This window comes from Mycobacterium sp. NGS35 (assembly GCF_059812855.1).
Genome location: NZ_JCALDL010000005.1, coordinates 132,657 through 153,846 on the forward strand (window position 1 = coordinate 132,657; position 21,190 = coordinate 153,846).

The window sequence follows — 21,190 nt, forward strand, 5'->3', positions numbered from 1 at the left end:
GACGCACACAATCTCAGGAGACAGCGACGGGCCATGGCAGAGGACGCCCAGAGTGTGCACGACCGCCGCCGCGAGCTACTACGCCGGCGCATCGCCGAAAGTGGCCTAGCCGCTCCGAGATCGACTGAGCAGCAACACGTCCGGGTGGGCCAGCCCTACCGGCTTTCCGCCGGCCAGCGGCGGATGTGGTTTCTGCAGAGCATGGACCCGTCCGACGCCACGCTGAACATCGGGGTCGCGTTCCGGCTGACGGGCGCCCTCGACGAAGTCCGGCTGCGCCGCGCTTTCGACGAGGTGCTGTCCCGCCACACCGTTTTGCGCAGCACCTACGGTGTCGACGCCGACGGCGAGCCGTACCAAGTGGTGCGCAGTGACGTCGAAATACCATGGCAGACAGTCGATTTGGTCGGCGATGCCGACGATGCCGAGCCGGCGCCGCTCGAAGTCCTGGCCCACCAGGAGTGCGGCAGACCATTCGACCTGAGCAACGAGCTGCCCCTGCGGGTGACGCTGCTGCGCACCGGCGCTGACCAGTTCGTCCTGTTGTTCGTGGTGCATCACATCTGCTGGGACGACGAATGCTGGGCGGTCTTCTTCGGTGATCTGAGCGCCGCCTACAACGGCAGCCACGCGGGCGGCCATGGCCCGCAGTACATTGCGGCCGCTGTGCTGGCACCGCCCGCACCGCCCACCGAGGCCGACGTCGACTACTGGCGTAGCACGCTGCAGCCGCTGCCGGAACCGTTGATTCTTCCGGGCGGTGCCGCAACACCTTTCACCAAGCGCGCCGAACGCCGAAGCCGGCCGCTGCCCGCCGGCCTGTACCGCCGCGTGGAAACCTTCGGCCGTGACCGGCACGCCTCGCCGTTCATGGTGCTGCTCGCAGGTTTCGCGGCGTTGGTCCGCCGCTACACCGGCGCGCTCGAGTTCCTGGTGTCGGTTCCGGTCACCGAGCGGCCGGCGGCTGCTGAGCGCGCCCTGGGATATTTCGGCAACACGGTGCTGCTGCGGATTTCGATGCGCCCGGATGACACCTTCGGCTCGGTGGTCGAGGCCGTACGCGACACCTGTTTCGGTGCTTTCGCTCACCAGTCTGTCGGCATCGACCGTGTGATACGGGAAGTCAACCCCACCAGGACGACGGGCCGCGACGGCATGGAGCAGCTCGTCCGGCTCGGATTCAGCACGCGCACAAGTGCTTACGACATGCACCTCGACGGTGTCGCGGTCCAGCACCTGGAGCTGGGCGCAGCAACCGCGCAGCTGCCGCTGGAGTTGGCGGTTGTGTCAGGCGCCGACGGCGTTGCGGTCGAGTTCGACTACCAGGCCGGCGCCGTGGACGGCGCAGTCGCGGAGCAGATGCTGTCGCACTACGCCCAGCTGCTACACAACGCGATCGACGAACCGCGACGTCGCCTCGGCAGCGTGGCGATGCTGAGCGCCGACGAGTCCACCCGCGTACTCGAGCAGTCGCACGGGGCGCTGGTGGCCACCCCCGCCACCACGATGGTCGCCCTGCTGGAAGCGGCCGCGGCGGTGACGCCTGATGCGCCAGCCGTGGTGTCGGAGCACGAGGAGCTGACATACCGGCAGCTACACCGGCGCGCAAACCGGCTGGCACGCTGGCTGATTCGCCGTGGAATCGGCGCCGAGGACATCGTCGGCTTGCGCATGACCACGTCGGTGGAGTTCGTCGTCGCAGTGCTCGCCGTCGTGAAGGCCGGCGCGGCGTATCTGCCGATCGATCCGGCCTACCCGCCCGACCGCGTCGCCTACCTACTCGCCGACGCGCAGCCGAGGCTTGTGCTGGGACCGCCGGAGTACCGGGACGCCGAGGCAGCCGCCACGCTTCTGCCCGATGATGCGGTGACCGACACCGAGCGTGTTCGCCCGTTGCTGCCGCAGCACCTGGCGTACGTCATCTACACATCCGGATCCACCGGCCTGCCCAAGGGTGTCGCAGTCGCACACGACGCGATCGCCGAACACGTGGACAGCTTCATCGCGGAGTGGAGCATGACCGCCGACGATCGGTTGCTGCAGTCGTCGTCGGTGAGTTTCGACGCGTCGCTGCTGGACATCTTCGTCACGTTGTCGCTTGGCGCTGCGCTGATCGTGCCGAAGCCCGACGCGTTCGGCGACGTCGGTTATGTCGCCGATCTGATCAGGCGCCGCGGCGTCACAGTGCTGCACATGGTGCCGTCGATGCTCGCCACGCTGCTGGAGATGCCGCAGGCCGACGAATGGCGACAGCTGCGACTGATCCCGGTGGGGGGAGAGGCCTTACCGGGTGAAGTCGCGGACAAGTTCCCAGACTTCTTCGACGCCCAGTTGCGTAACCACTACGGCCCCACCGAAGCCGTGGTCTGCTCGACGCACATGCCGGTGACGGCGTCGTACGGAACACGTGTGGTGCCCATCGGTGTACCCAACCGCAACGTCTACGCCTACGTGCTGGACGAGGACTTGGCGTTGGTGCCGGCGGGGGTGGTCGGCGAACTGTATCTGGGCGGCCACCAGCTCGCCCGCGGCTATCTCGGGCGGCCGGGGTTGACCGCACAGCGATTCGTCGCCGACCCGTTCAGCTCGGGCATGCGGTTATACCGATCCGGAGACCTGGTGCGACGCAACCTGTCTGGTGAACTCGAGTTCGTCGGCCGCGCCGACGAGCAGGTCAAGATCCGCGGGTTTCGCGTCGAGCTGGGGGAGGCCGAATCTGCGATCGCGGCCCATCCGGCGGTCAGACGCTGCGTCGTCGTCGCCCAGGACACCGAGATCGGACCGACGCTGGTCGCCTACGTCGTGCCCGTCGACGGCATTGCTCCCGATGTGGAAGAGCTTCGTGCCCACGCGGCCGAGTCGCTGCCGGACTACATGGTGCCCAGCGCTTTCGCAGTCATCCCGGAGGTACCGCTGACCGTGAGCGGCAAGGTGGACAAGCGGGCGCTGCCGACACCCACTCCCGTCGCGCGCGGCCGTTATCGCGAGCCGGCGACGGCGGCCGAGCGCCGATTGTGCGCGATCTTCGCCAAGCTGTTCGGCTGCGAGCGGGTCGGCGCCGACGACTCGTTCTTCGAACTCGGAGGGCATTCCCTGCTGGCCGCGCGGCTGGTCGCCCAGATCCGTGCCGAGTTCGAAGCGGAGTTGACGGTGCGCGCCGTGTTCGACACTCCGACACCCGCGGGGCTGGCGGCCGTGCTCGCCGGGCAGTCGAGCAGCTGCGAGCAGAAGACAGCACGGCCCACTATGACGAAACGTGTTCGCCCGCAGCGACTTCCGTTGTCCCACTCCCAGCTGGCGATGTGGTTCCAGTACCGCATGGAGGGCCCCAGCGACGCGTTCAACATGGCGTTGACGCTTCGCTTCGACGGGCCGCTGGACACCGCCGCTCTGGCCGGCGCACTCAATGATGTGGTGGCGCGACATGAGGCGTTGCGCACGAACATCGACGAGCACGACGGTGTTCCCTACCAAATCGTGCATCCGGCACGTGAGGTGGATCTGGCGGTCCGGCACGTCGGCGCGGCGACAGTCGACCAAGCGATCGCACAGCTTCGTCGCCAGGTTCTCAGGCCCGAGTCCGGCCCGCTGATCCTGCCGACACTGTTGACGGTCGCGCCCGAAGACCATGTGCTGTACCTGCTCGTACACCACATCGTCGCCGACCACGTCTCACTCGGCATCGTCTTCGACGACCTCGTCGTCGCGTACCGCGCGCGCCGGAATGCCACGGCACCGCAGTGGAAACCACTTGCCATCCAGTACGCCGACTACTGCCTGTGGCAGCGCGATCAGTTCGATGGCCCGAGCGCGTGGGGACAGGCGCAGCTGGCGCACTGGCGTCAACAGCTGGCCGGGTTGCCCGAGGAAATCTCGGTGGCGCCTGACCGTTCCCGCCCGCGAATGCTGGGCACACGAGGCGAGGTGGTCCACTTCGCGCTGCCGGCGAGCCGCCGGGCGGCACTCACGGGGCTCGCCGAACGCGAAGGCGCCACGGAATTCATGGTCCACCAGGCGGCTCTGGCGGTGCTGCTGCACAAACTCGGCGGCGGACCGGACATCCCGGTCGGCACCCCGGTGGCCGCCCGGGTCGACCCAGAGACGGCGAACCTGGTCGGCCTCTTCGCGAACATGGTGGTGCTGCGCAACGACGTGTCCGGCGATCCGACCCTTCGCGCACTCGTCGGCCGCAGCCGCGAGGCTGTACTCGATGCGTTCGGCCACCAGGAAGTGCCCATCGAACGCGTGGTGGAGGCACTCAACCCGGCCCGGTCACGATCGCGAAACCCCTTGTTCCAGACCATGATCAACTATCGCGGAGACGACTGGGCGCTGCAGCCGCGCGACTTGACCGGCACCGGCGAAACCACCGTCGTCTCGCTTCCGATGCAGCTGGACGTCTCGTATCTGGACCTCAACGTGGGACTGAACGCGACAGCGGACGGCGGGCTGGACGTGTGGGTGGTCGGCAATGCCGATCTCTACGAACCGCACACCGTTGCACTGATCGGCGACGCCTTCCGCACCGTCCTCGACGCCTTCGCGATACGACCCGATCTGCCGGTATCCGCCGTGGAGGTACTGCCCGCGGCGGAGATGGAAAGGCTGCTGGCGCCGCCGGCACCGCCGGTCAGCGGCCCGCTGCAACCGCCGGCGCGGGGGTCGGCCGCAACGGAGCGAACGTTGACCCGGTTGCTGGAAGAGCTGCTCGACATCACCGACGTCGACCCCGACGACAATTTCTTCGCGCTCGGCGGCGACAGCGTCATCTGCGTCCAATGGGCGGCCCGGGCCAGCGCCGAGGGACTGAGCATGACTCCGGCCATGGTGTTCGAGCACATGACGGTAGCCGAGTTGGCCGCAGCAGTGGACGCCGCCAGCGACATACCGGTAGCACCGGCAGCGACCAAAGAAGCAGCGCCACAACGTGATTACGTTCCGATGAGCGCATCGGGGTTGAGCGCCGATGCACTGGCGGAGCTCACCGACGCGTGGCAGCGGCAATCGTGACCGTGGCGTCGCCGCAGGTCGAGGACGTGCTGGCGCTCAGTCCTCTGCAGCAAGGGCTGTTTGCGCTGTACCGCCTGGCGCAGGACAGTCTCGACCTCTACACGATGCAGTTCGAGATCGACATCGACGGGCCGCTTGACGTTGACCTGCTTCGGCGAAGCGCCCAGGCCATGCTGGCGCGTCACCCGAATCTGCGTGCCGCGTTCTGGGACCGCGATGTGCCGAAACCGGTGCAGATCATCCCCAGCCGGGCGCAGCTACCATGGACCGAACGTAGCGCTCTGCCAACAGAATTCGACGCAATCGCCCGCTCCGAGCGGCGGCGCCCATTCGACCTGAGCCGCGGTCCGGCGCTGCGAGCCGTCCTGCTCAGCGCCCCGGGCGGCGCGCAGCGCCGGTTGATCTTCACCGCCCACCACATCCTCATGGACGGCTGGGCGCTGGCGGTGTTCTTCACCGAGCTGCTCGCGGTCTATCGAGCGGGCGGATCCGCAGACGGGCTACCGGAGCCGCGGCCCTACCGTGACTACATCGTCTGGCTCACCGAGCAGGACACGTCGGCGGCGATCCGCAAGTGGATCGACTATCTGAGCGGAGTGTCCGCACCACTGATGCTCGCCGACGGTGCGGTTCCCGCCGCAGGCCGCGTGCCGCAGAAGACCGAGTTTGTGCTGCCGCCCGACGACACGGCACTGCTGCGCGAGTGGGCAACGCGTCATGGGCTCACGCTCAACACCGCGGTACTTTTCGCGTGGGCTGTGGTGCTCGGCCGGCTTGCCGACCGCCGCGACGTCGTTTTCGGCACCGTGGTGTCCGGCCGTCCCGAGCAGCTGCCCGGGGTGGAATCGATGGTCGGGCTTTTCATCAACGCCGTGCCCGTCGTCCACCACGTCGACCGCAGCGGGTCGGTGGTGCAACAGTGTGCACGATTGCAACGCGAGCTGTCGGCGATGCGGGACATCGGCTACCTGAGCCTCGCCGAGATCCAGCGTGAGTTCGGCCAGGGCGCGTTGTTCGACACGCTGTTCGTCTTCGAGAACGCGCCGATCTCCGACGCGGTCCGCCCGGCGACCACACCAGACGGCGTGCGATTCCGACCGGTCCAGATGGAGAGCCTCACGCACTACCCGTTGACGGTGGTATCGCATATGAGCGGTGACGCACTGCTGGTGCTCGTCGAAGCGATTCCGGAGGCGCTGCCGCACCTTTCGGCGGCCGACATCGGTGCGCGGCTGCTCGGCGTGCTGCGCCAGCTTCCCGGCTCCGGCGACGGCAGCCCCGACGCGTTGGATGTTCTCACTGCGGCCGAGAAGGCCGAACTACGGCCACCGGCAACGCATCCCGCTCGCGACCGCACAGTGTGGGAGATGTTCGAGCGGCAAGTCCGCAACACTCCCGGCGCCCTGGCGCTGACGACGACCAGCGGTGAGCGCTACACCTATGCCCAGCTGTTCGATAGCGCGTGCCGGCTCGCCGCGGAGTTGGCCGAGCTCGGCGTCGGCTCGGAAAGCGTGGTGGCGGTGGCCCTTCCGCGCTCCGCGCGATCGATCGTCACGATTTTTGCGGTACTCGCCGCCGGCGCGGCGTATGTGCCGGTGGACGTGACCCTGCCGGCTCCCCGGGTCGAGACGATTCTGCGCCAGTCCGCCGCGGTGCTGGCAGTGACGGAGTCGCAGTGCGCGGACCTGACGGGAGGCCTCGTACCGACATTGGTGCTGGATGACACCGATGTGGCCGAACGTATTTCGGGGCGCGCTGCCGCAGCGCCCGAAGTTCGTCGTCATCCCGGGCAGTGCGCGTACGTGATCTTCACGTCGGGCTCAACCGGTGAACCCAAAGGTGTGGCCGGTACTCACGCCGCGCTGCTGAGCTACTTCGCCGATCACCGCGACCGCGTCTACCGGCCCGCGCGCGCCCGCCTGGGCCGAACGCTGCGCATAGCGCACGCATGGTCGCTGAGCTTCGACGCGTCCTGGCAGCCGATGGTGGGCCTGCTCGACGGACATGAACTTGTCCTCTTCGACGCCGACGAGATGCGCGACGCCCACCGGCTGGTCGCGAAAATCAGCACCCACGCAGTCGACATGATCGACACCACCCCGTCGATGTATGCGCAGCTCAGCGCCGCTGGCCTGACACGGCGGACGCTCGCGGTGCTGGCGTTGGGCGGCGAAGCGATCGACACGGCCATGTGGGAGCGGTTGTGCGCCCTGCCCGATACCGCGGTCTACAACTGCTACGGGCCTACCGAGGTGACCGTCGAAGCGGTGGTCGCGGCGGTCAAGCAGTACCCGGCACCGACCATCGGCACGCCCAACGCCTCAACGGCGGCGTACGTGCTGGACTCGATGCTGCGAGCAGTGCCCCATGGCGCCGTCGGCGAACTGTATCTGTCCGGCGCCCAGGTGACCCGCGGCTACGTCGGCAACGCGGCGGCAACCGCCGCACACTTCGTCGCCGACCCGCTGCGCCCGGGCCACCGCATGTATCGCACGGGGGATCTGGTTCGTCGGCTGCCGCACGGCGGATACGCCTACGTCGGGCGCCGGGATACGCAGGTCAAGATCCGCGGCTACCGGGTGGAGCTCGACGAGGTCGTGACCGCGCTGCGCAGCCAGCCGGGAGTCGACGATGCTGCGGTTGCCGTGGTGCGCCGGGCAGGCGGTGCAGGTCTGGTCGCTTTCGTTGTCTGGCAAGGCAATACAGCAGCGGAGCCGGCACGGGTGCGCACCGCGCTCGCGCAGCGGCTGCCCTCCTACATGGTGCCCGGCCGGATCGTGACGGTGCCCCGCCTGCCGGTGAACGCCAACGGCAAACTCGACGGCCACGAGCTGGACCGGCTGGCGCACGAGGCGTTGTCGCGGCATGAGGATGTGAACGCAGCGTCGGCGAGCACCGAGACGGAGCGGTCATTGGCTCAGGTGTTCGCCGAGCTGTTCAACGGCGTGGTCCCACACATCGACGACGACTTCTTCACGCTCGGCGTCGACAGCATCGTGGCGATCTCACTGGTGAACCAGGCCCGCCGGCACGGCCACGCTGTCACGCCGCGAATGGTATTGACGCATCCCACGATTCGCCAGCTGGCTGCCGCAATCGACGACGGAGCCGGCGCCGCCACCGCCGACCCACACCCCGAATACGGGGAAGTGCCGCCGCTGCCGATGGTGTCGTGGCTCTTCGAGTACGGCAATTACCGCCGCTTCACCCACGCTGTGTTGATCCGACTGCCGAACGACATCGACCGTCCCACGATCGAGTCGATACTGCAGACGCTCATCGACGGACACGACACCCTGCGGTCGATTCTCGTCGACACCGTAAAAGGGCCGCGCCTGGTGACGCGCGAACCCGGCGTCGTTCGCGCCGCCGATCTGCTGACCGAGGTGGAGCTGACCGGCGCCGGCATCGGCCAATTGGCTCCGGCGATCGGACAGTGCGCCCGCAACGTCATGGACGAGATCGACCCGCGGACTGGAGAAATGGTGCGCGCGCTGTGGTTCAAAGGCGAGGGCACCGGGCCGATGTTGTTGCTGACCGCACACCACCTCACGGTCGACGTCGTCTCATGGCACATCATCTTGAGCGATCTGAGCCAGGCGTGGCGCGCCGTGGTGTCCGGCGAGACGCCGAAGATGCTGCCAGAGTTCACCTCGTATCGCCGGTGGTCGCAGCTCATGTGGCAGCGCGCAACCGAACCTGACGTGGCCGCTCAGCGCGACTACTGGGCGGCGCAGGTCCACGGCCCCGATCCGGCGCTCGGCGCGCGCCACCCCGACCCCACCCGCGACACCTGGTCCACGCTGCGCGTGACCCCGGTGGTCACGTCGGCAGATGTGACCGAACGCATCCTGACGGCCAAAGCCGACGGCATGCGCGAATTCCTGTTGACGGCAACGGCAATGACGGTTGCGAGTTGGCGGCGCCAACGCGGCCAGGACCCGGCGGCGGGCGCACTCGTCGCGCTGGAAAGCCACGGCCGCGCCGACGCTGTCGTGGACGCCGACACCACCAACACCGTCGGTTGGTTCACGACCGTGTTTCCTGTGCGGCTGGGCGCCGGTGCTGCAGCGGCGGATGCGCTGGAGGCGCAAGCGAATCCGCACACCGCCCGTCGGCTGCTCGCCACGGTGACCGGCCAGCTCGACGCCCTCCCGAACGACGGGCTCGACTACGGGCTGCTTCGCTATGTCGACTGCATCCCCGACCTGCAAGGCGCAGCGGAACCGCAGATCCAATTCAGCTACTTGGGACGGCTCGACTTCGCCGGGTCCTCAGATCAGCCCTGGTCGCTGGTCACCGGGCCATACGTCGACGTTCTGCCGATCGACCCGGAGCCCGATTTGCCGCTGCGCTTCGCGCTGCACCTCAGCGCATTCATCGGTGCGACTGCCCAAGGCCCGCAACTGATCACGAACTGGCGCTACAGCGATGCACTGTTCACACGCTACGACGTCGACCGCCTCACCGAGTTGTGGCAATGCAGCGTCGCCGCCCTGGCCGCCGGCGTCGCGCAATAGGAAGGAGCGGAATGCCGCTGCAGGACGAACGTGACGGGCGCCCCGTCAGCAAGGACCAGATCCGTGCTGTGGTGGCCGCTCATCTGGACTTCTCCGGCGACATCGCCGATGACGACGATCTGATCCAGTTGGGGCTGAACTCCATCCGGATGATGGCGCTGGCGGGCCGATGGCGCAAACAGGGAGCCGACGTCACCTTCGCCCAACTTGCGGCGAACCCCACCATCGCAGCGTGGCACGAGATGCTGCGTGGGCACGAACTCGCAAGCGACACAAGATTTTTGCCTTCACCGACGACGGACCCCGACGAGGCGCCGTTCCCGTTGGCCACCATGCAGCACGCGTACTGGATCGGCCGCCAGGCCGAACAGGAGCTCGGCGGCGTCGCGGCCCACCTGTACGTCGAATTCGACGGTGCCGGGGTGGACCCCACGCGTCTGGAGCGTGCGGTGGCCGAGCTTGTCGCAGTACATCCGATGCTGCGCACCCGATTCCTGCCCGACGGCACCCAGCAGACGATGCCGGCGCCGGGGCGGCCGGTGTTCAGTGTCGTCGATCTGCGCGGTCGGCCAGCGGAGGTGGTCGACGCGACCCTGATGCGCATGCGCGACGCCAGAACGCACCAGCGCTTGGCCATCGAGCATGGTCAGGTCATCGACGTCACGGTGACGCGCTACGGCCCGGACCGCACCCGACTGCACCTCGACGTCGACATGCTGGCGGGCGACGCAATGAGCTACCGCGTCTTGGTGTCTGACCTCGCCGCAGCGTATCGCGGCACCGCACTGCGCGCACCCGGCTACAGCTATCGCCGCTACCGCACGGAACGCACGGACGACAGCGCTGCACGGGAGCGCGACAAGCGCTGGTGGCAGCAGCGGCTGGCCGATATGCCCACCGCGCCGCAGCTTCCCACGATCCCGGTCGGCCAGCGCACGGCGCCGCATCGCACCGTCCGCCACCACCACTGGCTGGCACCGCACGCCAAGCGCAGCCTGGTGGCCGGTGCCCACGCGCGTGGAATCACCCCGGCGATGGCCTTGGCCGCGGTGTTCGCCGACACCATCGGCGGCTGGTCGGCGCAGGACAGGTTCCTGCTGAACGTGCCGCTGTTCGGCCGGGAATCGGTGCACCCGGACATCGACCGGGTGATCGGCGACTTCACGTCGTCGGTCATGCTCGAAATCGACGTCGCTGACGACGTATCGGTAGCCGAGCGGGCCCGCCGCATTCAGCAGCAGATGTACGAAAGCGGTTCTCACGCAGCGTATTCCGGGCTCGAAGTCCTGCGTGACCTGGGTCGGCACCGTGGCGAGCCGGTGCTGGCTCCGGTGGTGTTCACCAGCGCCCTGGACTTGGGCGAGCTTTTCGCCCACGACGTCGTCGAGACGTTCGGCGAGCCCGTGTGGATCATCTCGCAAGGGCCGCAGGTACTGCTGGACGCCCAGGTCACCGAACTGCGCGGCGGGCTGCTGGTCAACTGGGACGTCCGTGAGTCGGCGTTTCCGGCCCGCGTGATCGACACCATGTTCGCCAGCTTCACCGAGGCCGTCCAGCGGCTGTGCGCGGGCGACGCCGGATGGGACGCCGAAGCGGCGGTGCGGCTGCCCAGCGCACAGGCCAGAAGGCGCGCCGCAGTCAACGCGACGGACGGTCCGGTCAGCGGCCGGTGCCTGCATCAGGGCTTCTTCGAGCATGCTGCGTCCACACCCGAAGCACCGGCGGTGGTCTGGGGGTTGGGGGACGCGACTGGGGGATGGAACTACCGCGAACTCGCACAGCGCGCGCTGGCGGTCGCGGGGGCTCTGCGACACCAAGGTGTGCGGCCGGGCGATGCGGTCGCGGTGTACCTGCCCAAAGGCAAGGAGCAGATGCTGGCCGTGCTCGGGGTGCTCGCCGCCGGAGCCACCTACGTGCCCATCGGTTTCGACCAACCCGCTGGGCGGCGTGCCGCGATCTTGCAGACCGCCGACGTCGTGGCCGCGGTGACCGTCGACGGCGCACAGCTGGGCGGCTCCGTGCCGTGCCTGTCGATCGACACGGCTCGTGACTATCCGCAGCCGCTGGCGACGCCGGTGTTCGGTGACACCGCCGACATCGCGTACGTGATCTTCACGTCCGGCTCGACTGGACTACCCAAGGGCGTCGACGTGCCACACCGGGCGGCGATGAACACCATCGACGCCGTGAACCACTGGTTCACGGTGGGCAGCACCGACCGCGTCCTTGCGTTGTCAGCTCTCGAATTCGACGCGTCGGTCTACGACATCTTCGGCATGTTCTCAGTAGGCGGCTCGGTGGTCGCGGTCGACGCCGACCAGCGCGCGGCCACTACCACGTGGGTGGATCTGCTTCGGCGGCACAAGGTTTCGATCCTCAACTGCGTACCCAGCATGCTGGACATGATCTTGGAGCTCGGCGGTGATCGCCTAGGGGATTCGCTGCGGGCGGTGACGCTCGGCGGCGACTGGGTGAGCGCCGATCTGGCCCGCCGGCTGGCCAAGCAAGTGCCCGGATGCCGGTTCGCCGGGTTGGGCGGAGCTACCGAGACGGCGATCCATCACACCATCTGTGAAGTAGGGGGAAACCCGCCCGCACACTGGACCACGGTGCCGTTCGGTGTTCCGCTGCGCAACGTGCGGTGCCGGGTGGTGTCGCCGTCAGGCCGCGACTGCCCGGACTGGGTGCCCGGCGAACTATGGGTCGGCGGCGCGAATGTCGCAGCCGGGTACCGCAATGACCCCGAACGGACTACCGCTCGCTTCGTGGAATACGACGGCGTTCGGTGGTACCGGACCGGTGACATGGCCCGGTACTGGCCCGACGGCACCATCGAGTTCTTGGGCCGTTCCGACAACCAGGTGCAGATCCGCGGGTACCGGGTGGAGCTCGGCGAAGTGGAGAACGCGCTTCGTACCGTGCCGGGCGTGCGCCATGCCGTCGCGGCAGTAATCGGGCGTGCTGCGCCCAAGCTCGTCGCCGCGGTAACCGGTGACCCGGACCAGGCGGGCGACGTCGCAGCGGCCGTCGCCGACCTGCTGCCGACGTACATGATTCCGGCCCGCACGGTATTCCTCGAGCGAATGCCGTTGACTGCCAACGGAAAACTGGATCGCCGCGCGGTGGCAGCGCTGCTGGAGAACGGCCACCCGGAGCCCGAAGACAGCGGACCGCGCAACGACGTGGAGGCCGCGCTCGCGACGATTGTCGCCGAGGCGCTGGGCACCGAATCCGTAGGCGTCCACGCCGATTTCTTCGCCGCAGGAGGCGACTCGGTGTTGGCCACCGCCGTCATCGCCCGAGTGCGTGACTGGCTCGACGTTGAGCATGCTGTGGTCGCCGACGTGTTCGCCACCCGCACCATCGCGGGCTTGGCGGAACGGCTGTCCGCCCGCGAAGCGCAGCGCGGCACGCCCGAGCGCCTTGCCGCGATCGCGCGCCACTACCTCGACGTGGCCTCGCTGACCGACGAAGAGGTGCTCGCCGAGCGATGAAACCCGTTGTTCCCTAATCCATTCGACGCGAGGCGCGACTAACGACTACCAGAGGACCAACATGAGCAGAGGCTTGCAAGGAGCGCTGGTTCGCGGCTTCGGCGGGAAAGACCACGTCGCGACCGTGCTGAAGAGCGAACGGATCGCACCGCACTGTCTGCGGTTGACCATGTCGTCGCCGACACTGTTCGACGACGTCACGGTGGCGCCGACCGCGTGGCTGCGGTTCTGGTTCCCCGATCCCGCCGGTGGCACCACCGAGCATCAGCGCGCCTACACGATCGTCTGGGCCGACCCGCACGCCGGCCGGTTCGCGGTGGACGTCGTTCTGCACGAGCCGGCCGGACCGGCCTGCATATGGGCGTCGAACGCACAGCCGGGAATGACCGTGCCGGTGGTGTCGCTGGGCTCGTCGCGGTTCGAGGTTCCCGACGAACTGCCCGCCGGTTTTCTGCTGATCGGCGATGCGGCGTCGCTGCCCGCGATCAACTCGATTCTGGACGTGCTACCGCCCGAGGTCGACGTCGAGGTGTATCTCGAAAAACATTGCGCCGAAGACGAACTCATCCCGATCGCTGACCATCCGCGGTGCCGACTGCACTGGGTGTCTCGAGTCGACGAGACGTCTCTTGCGGCCGCGATCGAAGACCGAGATTGGTCGGACTGGTACGCATGGGCCGGAACCGAAGCCGGCTCGCTGAAACATCTGCGCAAGCGGCTACGCGACACGTTCGGTTTCCCCAAGAGCGATTTGCACGCCCAGGCCTACTGGACGCACGGCCGTGCGATGGGCAGCAGGCGCGGCGAGGCCGATACCGCAGCAGTGACTACGCCACCCAGGACAGCGGAGAAGGGGACAGCGGAGAAGGGGGAGCCGAGCCGGCCGCCCGCCCGCAGGGGCCGATGGCGTTCGCAAGCGGCCAAGGCACTGCTGGCCCCGCTCAAGCCGCAGTTGATCGCCAGCGGCGTTCTGCAGGCATTGATCACGCTGCTCGAACTGGCGCCGTTCGTCGTGCTCGTCGAGCTGGCTCGGCTACTGCTAGCCGGTGCCGACGAGGCGCGGGTGTGGAACACCGTCACGGCGTTCGTGGTGCTGCTCGGCGTGAGCGCGGTGCTCGGCGCGGCACTCATCCTGTGGCTGCATCTGGTCGACCTGCGGTTCAGCGCGGCGGTGCGGCGGCGGCTGGTGGACAAGCTGGCCCGGCTGCCGCTGGGGTGGTTCACGCAGCGCGGCTCCGGTGCGGTCAAGAAACTCATCCAAGACGACACCCTGGCGCTGCATTACCTTGTCACTCATGCGGTTTCGGATGCGGTAGCCGCGATGGTGGCACCGGTGGCCGTGCTGGTGTACCTGTTCGTTGTCGACTGGCGCCTGGCACTCGTGCTGCTGGTGCCGATCTTGGTGTACATCGTCACCACCGCGACCATGGTGTACCAGAGCGGCCCGAAGATGGCGCAGGCGACGCGCTGGGCCGAACGGATGAACGACGAGGCAGCGGCGTTTCTCGAGGGCCAGCCGGTGATCCGGGTGTTCGGCGGAGCCGCAGCGTCACCGTTCCGGCGAAGCCTCGACGAGTACATCGCTTTCCTGAACGCCTGGCAGCGCCCGTTCATCGGGAAGAAGACGTTCATGGACATCGTCACCCGCCCCGCGACGTTCCTCTGGCTGATCGCCGCCGCCGGCACGCTGTTCGTCGCCGGTGGTGTCATGCAGCCCGCGACCCTGCTGCCGTTCCTGGTACTGGGCACCACGTTCGGCAGCCGCCTGCTGGGTATCGCATACGGGCTGGGCGGCCTGCGTGACGGGCTCGACGCTGCCCGGCGCATCGCCAACACGCTCGACGAGACGGAACTGACCACCTACGGCGAGACAAAACCCGCTCCGCCACCCGAAACCCGCTCCGGCAGTGTGCAATTCGACGCCGTCAGCTTCGGCTACCGCCCGGGCGCACCGGTAATTCACGACGTTTCACTGACCCTGCGGCCTGCAACGGTGACAGCGCTGGTGGGTCCGTCGGGATCAGGGAAGTCGACGCTGGCGTCACTGCTCGCGCGTTTCCACGACGTCGACGCCGGCGCGATCCGCATCGACGGCCGCGACATCCGGTCGCTGACCCCCGACGAGCTCTACAAGCTCGTCGGATTCGTCTTCCAGGATGTGCAGCTGGTGGCCGGCACCGTCCGCGACAACATCGCGCTGGCCGTGCCGGACGCCAGTGCCGCCGAGGTCGAAGCGGCTGCCGTCGAGGCGCAGATCCACGAGCGGATCCTGCGTCTTCCGCACGGATATGACACCGTGCTGGGTGCCGGCACTGCGCTTTCGGGAGGGGAGCGCCAGCGGTTGACCATTGCGCGTGCCCTGCTCGCCGACACCCCGATCTTGGTGCTGGACGAGGCGACAGCGTTCGCCGACCCGCAATCGGAATATCTTGTGCAGAAAGCACTCGGCCGACTGATCCGCAATCGGACCGTACTGGTGATCGCGCACCGCCTGCACACGATCACCCAGGCCGACCAGATCGTCGTCCTCGACCACGGCCGGGTGGTCGAGACGGGCACCCACCGTGAACTTCTCGAGGCGCACGGCCGGTACCGGCGTCTCTGGGAGAGCCGACTCGAAACCGTCGCCGCAACGTCCGGCGTCCTGACCGGAGAGGCCGCCCGATGATCGCCAACCTGATCCGGTTGATTCCCCCTCAGTACCGTGCCCATCTCGGCGGCTATGTGGTGCTGTCGGTGATCTCGGTCGTGCTGCGGGCGGCAAGTGCACTGTTACTGGTGCCGCTTGTGGTGAGCCTTTTCGGGTCGGCGCCGGCCGACGCGCTGCCCTGGCTCGCGGCGTTGACCGCGACCACCGCAGCTGGATGGGTCGTCGATACGGTATTGGCGCGCATCGGTTTCCGGATCGGCTTTGCGTTGGTGGACACCACCCAGCATGCAATGGCGGACCGGCTCACCGAGACTCCGCTGTGGTGGTTCACGGCCGACAACACCGCGCTGACCCGGCAGGCCATCGCCGCCAGCGGTCCAGACCTTGTCGGGTTGGTCGCCTATCTGCTCACCCCGTTCCTCGGCGCGCTGTTGCTGCCGGTGGCGATCACCGCGGGATTGTTCTTGTTCTCGTGGCAGCTGGGTGTCGCGGCGGCGATCGCCCTGCCGGTGCTTTTCGGTGCGCTTGTGGGCAGTCAACGGATCGTGCGTGCCGCAGACGCCGCGGATGCGCGCGCCCACAGTGCGCTGACCGAACGCATTCTGGAGTTCGCCCGCACCCAGCAGGCGTTGCGCGCCAGCCGGCGGGTGACCGCCGCGCGCAGCGAAACGGGCCAAGCCATCACTGCGGCGCAGGGAACCACGTTGCGGCTGCTGCTTTTTCAGATCCCCGGGCAGCTGCTGTTCAGCATCGCCAGCCAAGTAGGTCTGATCCTGCTTGCCGGCACGATCACGACGCTGGCACTGCGCGGCGAGCTTGGCGCACCCGAGGCCGTGGCGCTGGCGATCGTCATGGTGCGGTTCCTCGAGCCGTTCACCGTGCTGGCCGAGCTGTCCACCGCCATCGAATCCTCGCGTGGTCTCCTCGCGCGGCTGCGCGCCGTCGTCTCCGCGCCGCGTGCGCCATCCGCAGAAGGGTCTACGCCCCGGATTGGCCAATCGCGTTCTCCGCGAATCGAATTCCGGGATGTCAGCTTCGGCTACCGCGGATCCGGGGGACAGGTCCTCCGCGAGGTGAACTTCACCCTCGAACCCGGCACCACCACCGCGATTGTCGGCCCCTCCGGGTCGGGAAAGACCACGGTGCTGTTCCTCATCGCCGGGCTGCTCACCCCGGACTCCGGGCAGATTCTGGTCGACGGGGTGGACGTGACGGAGCTGGATGCCGAGTCGCGCCGGGCATTGGTCAGCATGGTGTTTCAGCATCCGTACCTCTTCGACGGGCCGATCTGGGACAACGTGCAAGTGGGGAATCCAGACGCCACCGACGAGCAGATTCGCGCCGCGATGGCCCTGGCCCGGGTCGACCAGATCGTCGAGCGGCTGCCCGACGGCGTGCACACCCGCGTCGGCGAGGCCGGCGCAGCGCTGTCCGGTGGCGAACGTCAACGCGTGAGCATCGCCCGGGCACTGGTGAAACCGTCAGGTTTGTTGCTGGTCGACGAGGGTACCAGCGCGTTGGACACCGAAAACGAGAAGCTGATCGTCGACGCGATCAAAGACGACCCCCAGAACCGCACCCGGGTGATGATCGCGCATCGCCTCGCCGCGATCCGGCACGCCGACCACGTGCTGTTCGTCGACGACGGCGTGATCGTCGAGCAAGGCACCATCGAGGAACTCACCGCACTCGGTGGGCGGTTCGCCGAGTTCTGGCGCCACCAGCAGGACAGCGCCGGCTGGCGGATCGCCGCACAATAGCCGAGCGCCGGGCCGCTAACCGGATGCGGCGGGCTGGCGCGCCGAGGATGCAACGGCCGGCAAGCGAAGGTCCGGCAGCAGCCCGGCGGCCGGATCTGCCGCTCTGCCAACGAGTTCCGTCGATGCGGGATGCAGTCTTTCCAGCGCGGCCCGATGGTCGCCGACGCGAGGGACGATGCCCGCGACGGGCGCCTTTCGGGCGGGCTTGTCGGCCGACAACAACGCAGCGCTCACCGACATCGCCGGTCGCCGCGGGTTGCCGGTCAGCTCCACCACGGTCCACGCCTGCAGCGCCGGCGCCGCCCAGATGTCCGACAGTGTGTCCGCCACCGCGGTGTCGACGTTCACGTCGTAGGCGGCGACAAAGCCGCGGTCCACCCGCACGCCACGCCAGTGCTCGCTCACCGGGGCGGGCCACGGAATATCCGACGCGTGCACCGCCTGCACCTGCCAACCGAGTTCGCGGAGATGATCGGCGAGACGACGCTGCACCACGTGCGCGGTCTCGTGCAGCGGCAGGTGCGCGCCGCGGGCCAGCAATGCGGTCAGGTTGTCCGCGGCCCCGACGGTCAGGCTGACCCACGACAGACGTTCGGGGACAACGGTTGTCACCCGCACTGCGGCACACTTGATGCCATAGCGGTCCAGATAGCCGGCGAGGGTCTGCAGCGGAAACACCTCGCCCGGACCCGAGCCGACCTGCAGCACCACGGTGCTCTTCACGTCGGTGGCCAAAGCGTCGCCGTGGGCCCGCGTCGACGCCCTGGTACGGCGCAGTTTGCGGCCGATCAGCGCGATCCAGCGGCGTACGAGCGTGGACAGCGGCACCTTGTGCCACGAGCCGAGAAGCGCAACGAGCACCACGGCCAACGCACCGACCCACCACCAGTCGGACGGCTGCCAACGCCACACCGCGGCGACCAGAAGAGTTATTGCCAAGGCAGATAATGCGATTCGCCATGTGCCCGCCCGCGCCGGGTCCCGGAATCTCACTTCGTATCCACCTTCCGTCGGGCGGCCAGCGCCGCCGCCACCATCACGACCGCCAACACACCGACTCCCGAGAACGCGAGAATGCGCGGCATCGGGTCGGCCGGCTGCGGCTCGACCGGCGGCGGGATATGCCCCACGGGGGGCTGCGCCGGCGCCGGCGGCGGCAGCTTCCACGTCAACGCCGCCACCGGATCGACCACTCCGGCGCCCACCAGATTCGACGGCGAGCGCGACGCGTTGTTCGCGGTCCGCACCAAGCGGTCCACCACCTGGGCGGCGCTCAGTTCCGGGTGGCGGCTGCGCACCAAAGCGGCCACGCCCGAAACATATGCGGCCGCATAGCTCGTGCCGTCGATCGGCACCATCCGGTCATTCGGGGCGGGGAATCCGTTGGCCAGCCCGCCGGACGGGTCGTTGCTCACCGACACGATGCCCTCGCCGGGACCGGCCAAACTCACCCACGGCCCGGCCATCGTGAAGCGCGACGGAAGCCCGGACGGCGCTACCGAACCCACCGACAGCACGTACGGCTGCCACCACGACGGTACCGACACCGACGTCACGCCGGCCCAGTTGCGCGGATCGTCGGGGCGGCTGACGTCGGTGAGCGGGTTCGGTTCGCAACCCCCAACTCCGACCGCGTTTCCCGCCGCTGCGACGATCACGGCATCCTTTTCGACCGCCGCGTAACGCAGGGCCGCGCCCAGTGAGCTCTGCTCGATGTTCTTGTTCACCGGAAGGCATGTCACCACCGACACGTTGATCACGCGGGCACCGCGGTCGGCGGCGAACACCACCGCGCGCGCCAGCGTGTCGATGTCGACGGCCGCCCTCGCCACCGCCGGATCCTGTCCGGGTGCCTGCGGTGCGTACTGCGCCGACGTCTGCCGGATCGACAGCAGCCTTGCGGCGGGCGCAACACCGGTGAACCCGTCAACTCCGGGCTGGCCGGCGATGATTCCGGCCACCGCGGTGCCGTGGCCGTCGCAGTCGGTCAGACCGTCGGTCGCCGCGACATAGTCACCACCGGGCTCGACGTTCGGCAGTCGCGGGCCGGGTCTCACACCGGTGTCGATCACCGCCACCGTCTGCCCCTCACCCCGCGAAAACTGCCATGCCGCAGACAGATTCAGCACCGATTGGCTGCGCGTGGCAGCGGCCGGATCGGTACCCGGCATGACTCCGCTGACCATGCACTCAGCGCGCTGCACCATGCCCGACGGCGACGGATTCGGGTTGGGCGGAAGCGCCGCGCCGTCGGCAACCGGGGGAGTGATCGCTGCGGCCGACGGACACGCAACGAGCAGCGCGCAGGCGGTGGCCGCGCCCGCCCGCGTTGCGCGCCAGAAGGCGAAGCTCACCGGTTCAAGACCCAGTCGAAGATGCCGACCACGTACGCCATGACGGGGAGCAGAGACGCGTCGATCGCCGCGGCCAGGAACCCGACAGCCCGCCGCATCGGCAGCGAGTAGCTGTCCGGTTCACCCATCCTGGGGTTGAGCGCCACGACGATCCAAGCCAGGGCCAGCGCGGCGAGCACCCCCAGTGCAACCCCGGCCGCCATGAAGCGCTCGGCCAGGGTGAATCCGACCGCCAACGCGGACGTGAGCAGAAACGGGTGGGCCAGCAGCCACGCCTTGCATGGCGCCGAATCCCACACTCGGGCCCGCAGCACGGCGCCGGCGGCAGCTGCCCCGATCACGTACCAGCCCCACGGGCCGGGCGAATCCGCGGCAATGCCAAGCGATCCGACGACAGCAAGAAGCACCGCACCGGCGATGAACCCAGTCTGGTGGGCGTCGCTGACACGTACCCGCCGAGGCAGGTCACGCAGCACCCGCAACGACGGCGGCGCCGGCGTGGGGTCGCCCGGCGCGGGGATGACGGGCAGCGGCAGCCGAGCCCAGGCGGCCGACAACTGTGCAGCCCGGACCGTCACCAGCAACGCGAACACGATCAAGCCGCAGCCGAGACTGACCGCCGACAGCTGCCACAGTGTCGCGGCCGCGGCGGCCAGCAGCACGCCGACACCGATCACGGCGGTTCCGGTGAAGAAGGCAATTGCACTGTCGCGCAGACTCATCCACACCATCGACCAAGCCGCGACGCCCGCGGCGGCAAGCATGGCGCGCGGCGCCCACTGGTCACCCGGCAGCGCCACGGCGAACGCCGCGGCGATCGGCACCAGTGCCACCGCGGCCAGATCGGCGCCCACCCGCGGTGACTTGGCCGCGGCCACCAGCGCGGCGGCCACCACGGTCGCCGCGACGGCGCCGAGTCCCGCTACCGCGACCATCTGTCCACTGGCCGTGTGCTGATAGGCGAGCAGGAAGCCGGTGGTGGCCAGGACGACTGCGAGCGCCGCGATCCGCGCCGTGTGCCTGATGTGGGGCAGTCCCCATGGCCTGCGTCGTGACTCGGAGAAGATCACGGCGGCGTCGGCCACGTCTTCGACGATGCCCGGCGCGGAAGGACCTGACGGAACGGGTTGCAGCACAAGAAGATCCCCGTCGGCCACGCCGACCGTGTCGAGTGTGGCGTCGAGGCTGTACGGTGCACCGCCGACCGGGGCGAGGCTCATGGGCTGCGCCGCACCGGTGGTGGCGCCCGGCGTGGTCAACCGATGTACCGCCGGGATGACTTCGCGCAGCGGCAGATCCGTGGGGAGCACGACGTCGACGAGTCTGGTGTCGGCCAGCACCGCCACCCGGGCGACGGACATGGCAGGCGACTCGAAGGCTTCTTGGGTTTGTGACATCAGGT

General features: G+C 68.4%; 8 protein-coding genes. 5 read left to right on the forward strand and 3 right to left on the reverse strand.

What is annotated here, in order from left to right; translation table 11 throughout:
* Positions 1–33 precede the first annotated feature (33 nt).
* The 5 genes from AC5Y4C_RS11070 to AC5Y4C_RS11090 all read left to right on the forward strand — a co-directional run bounded on the left by AC5Y4C_RS11070 (position 34) and on the right by AC5Y4C_RS11090 (position 17,434).
* Complete coding sequence (locus tag AC5Y4C_RS11070; RefSeq protein WP_499962879.1) at positions 34–5,010, forward strand: amino acid adenylation domain-containing protein; 4,977 nt, start codon at positions 34–36, stop codon at positions 5,008–5,010.
* A complete protein-coding gene (locus tag AC5Y4C_RS11075; protein WP_499962996.1) occupies positions 5,007–9,530 on the forward strand; it encodes an amino acid adenylation domain-containing protein in 4,524 nt (1,507 codons plus the stop codon). The genes AC5Y4C_RS11070 and AC5Y4C_RS11075 overlap by 4 nt, the downstream gene beginning before the upstream one ends.
* An 11-nt stretch (positions 9,531–9,541) precedes the next feature.
* Positions 9,542–13,024, forward strand: a complete 3,483-nt coding sequence (locus AC5Y4C_RS11080; protein ID WP_499962877.1) for a non-ribosomal peptide synthetase — start codon at positions 9,542–9,544, stop codon at positions 13,022–13,024.
* 61 nt (positions 13,025–13,085) lie between these two features.
* Positions 13,086–15,692 (forward strand): ABC transporter ATP-binding protein/permease, encoded by a 2,607-nt coding sequence (locus tag AC5Y4C_RS11085; RefSeq protein WP_499962875.1) that lies wholly within the window; start codon positions 13,086–13,088, stop codon positions 15,690–15,692.
* Positions 15,689–17,434: an ABC transporter ATP-binding protein gene (locus tag AC5Y4C_RS11090; RefSeq protein WP_499962873.1), complete on the forward strand. Its 1,746-nt coding sequence runs from the start codon at positions 15,689–15,691 to the stop codon at positions 17,432–17,434. The genes AC5Y4C_RS11085 and AC5Y4C_RS11090 overlap by 4 nt, the downstream gene beginning before the upstream one ends.
* Positions 17,435–17,449: 15 nt before the next feature.
* Here the strand turns inward: AC5Y4C_RS11090 and eccE are convergent, their stop codons facing one another.
* From eccE to eccD, 3 genes are read right to left on the reverse strand one after another with little or no spacing between them, the layout of a single operon-like run.
* Entirely contained in the window at positions 17,450–18,427 is a 978-nt protein-coding gene (gene eccE, locus AC5Y4C_RS11095) for a type VII secretion protein EccE (RefSeq protein ID WP_499949185.1), read from the reverse strand.
* Entirely contained in the window at positions 18,424–19,788 is a 1,365-nt protein-coding gene (gene mycP / locus AC5Y4C_RS11100) for a type VII secretion-associated serine protease mycosin (protein WP_499962871.1), read from the reverse strand. The genes eccE and mycP overlap by 4 nt, the downstream gene beginning before the upstream one ends.
* Positions 19,785–21,185: a type VII secretion integral membrane protein EccD gene (gene eccD, locus AC5Y4C_RS11105; protein ID WP_499949191.1), complete on the reverse strand. Its 1,401-nt coding sequence runs from the start codon at positions 21,183–21,185 to the stop codon at positions 19,785–19,787. The genes mycP and eccD overlap by 4 nt, the downstream gene beginning before the upstream one ends.
* Between the last annotated feature and the right edge of the window lie 5 nt (positions 21,186–21,190).

Bases quoted from the DNA above. Each gene is read 5' to 3' on its own strand.
- AC5Y4C_RS11070 (WP_499962879.1), top strand. From the start codon at position 34: ATGGCAGAGGACGCCCAGAGTGTGCACGACCGCCGCCGCGAGCTACTA.
- AC5Y4C_RS11080 (WP_499962877.1), top strand. From the start codon at position 9,542: ATGCCGCTGCAGGACGAACGTGACGGGCGCCCCGTCAGCAAGGACCAG.
- AC5Y4C_RS11090 (WP_499962873.1), top strand. From the start codon at position 15,689: ATGATCGCCAACCTGATCCGGTTGATTCCCCCTCAGTACCGTGCCCAT.
- eccD (WP_499949191.1), bottom strand. From the start codon at position 21,185: ATGTCACAAACCCAAGAAGCCTTCGAGTCGCCTGCCATGTCCGTCGCC.
- AC5Y4C_RS11085 (WP_499962875.1), top strand. From the start codon at position 13,086: ATGAGCAGAGGCTTGCAAGGAGCGCTGGTTCGCGGCTTCGGCGGGAAA.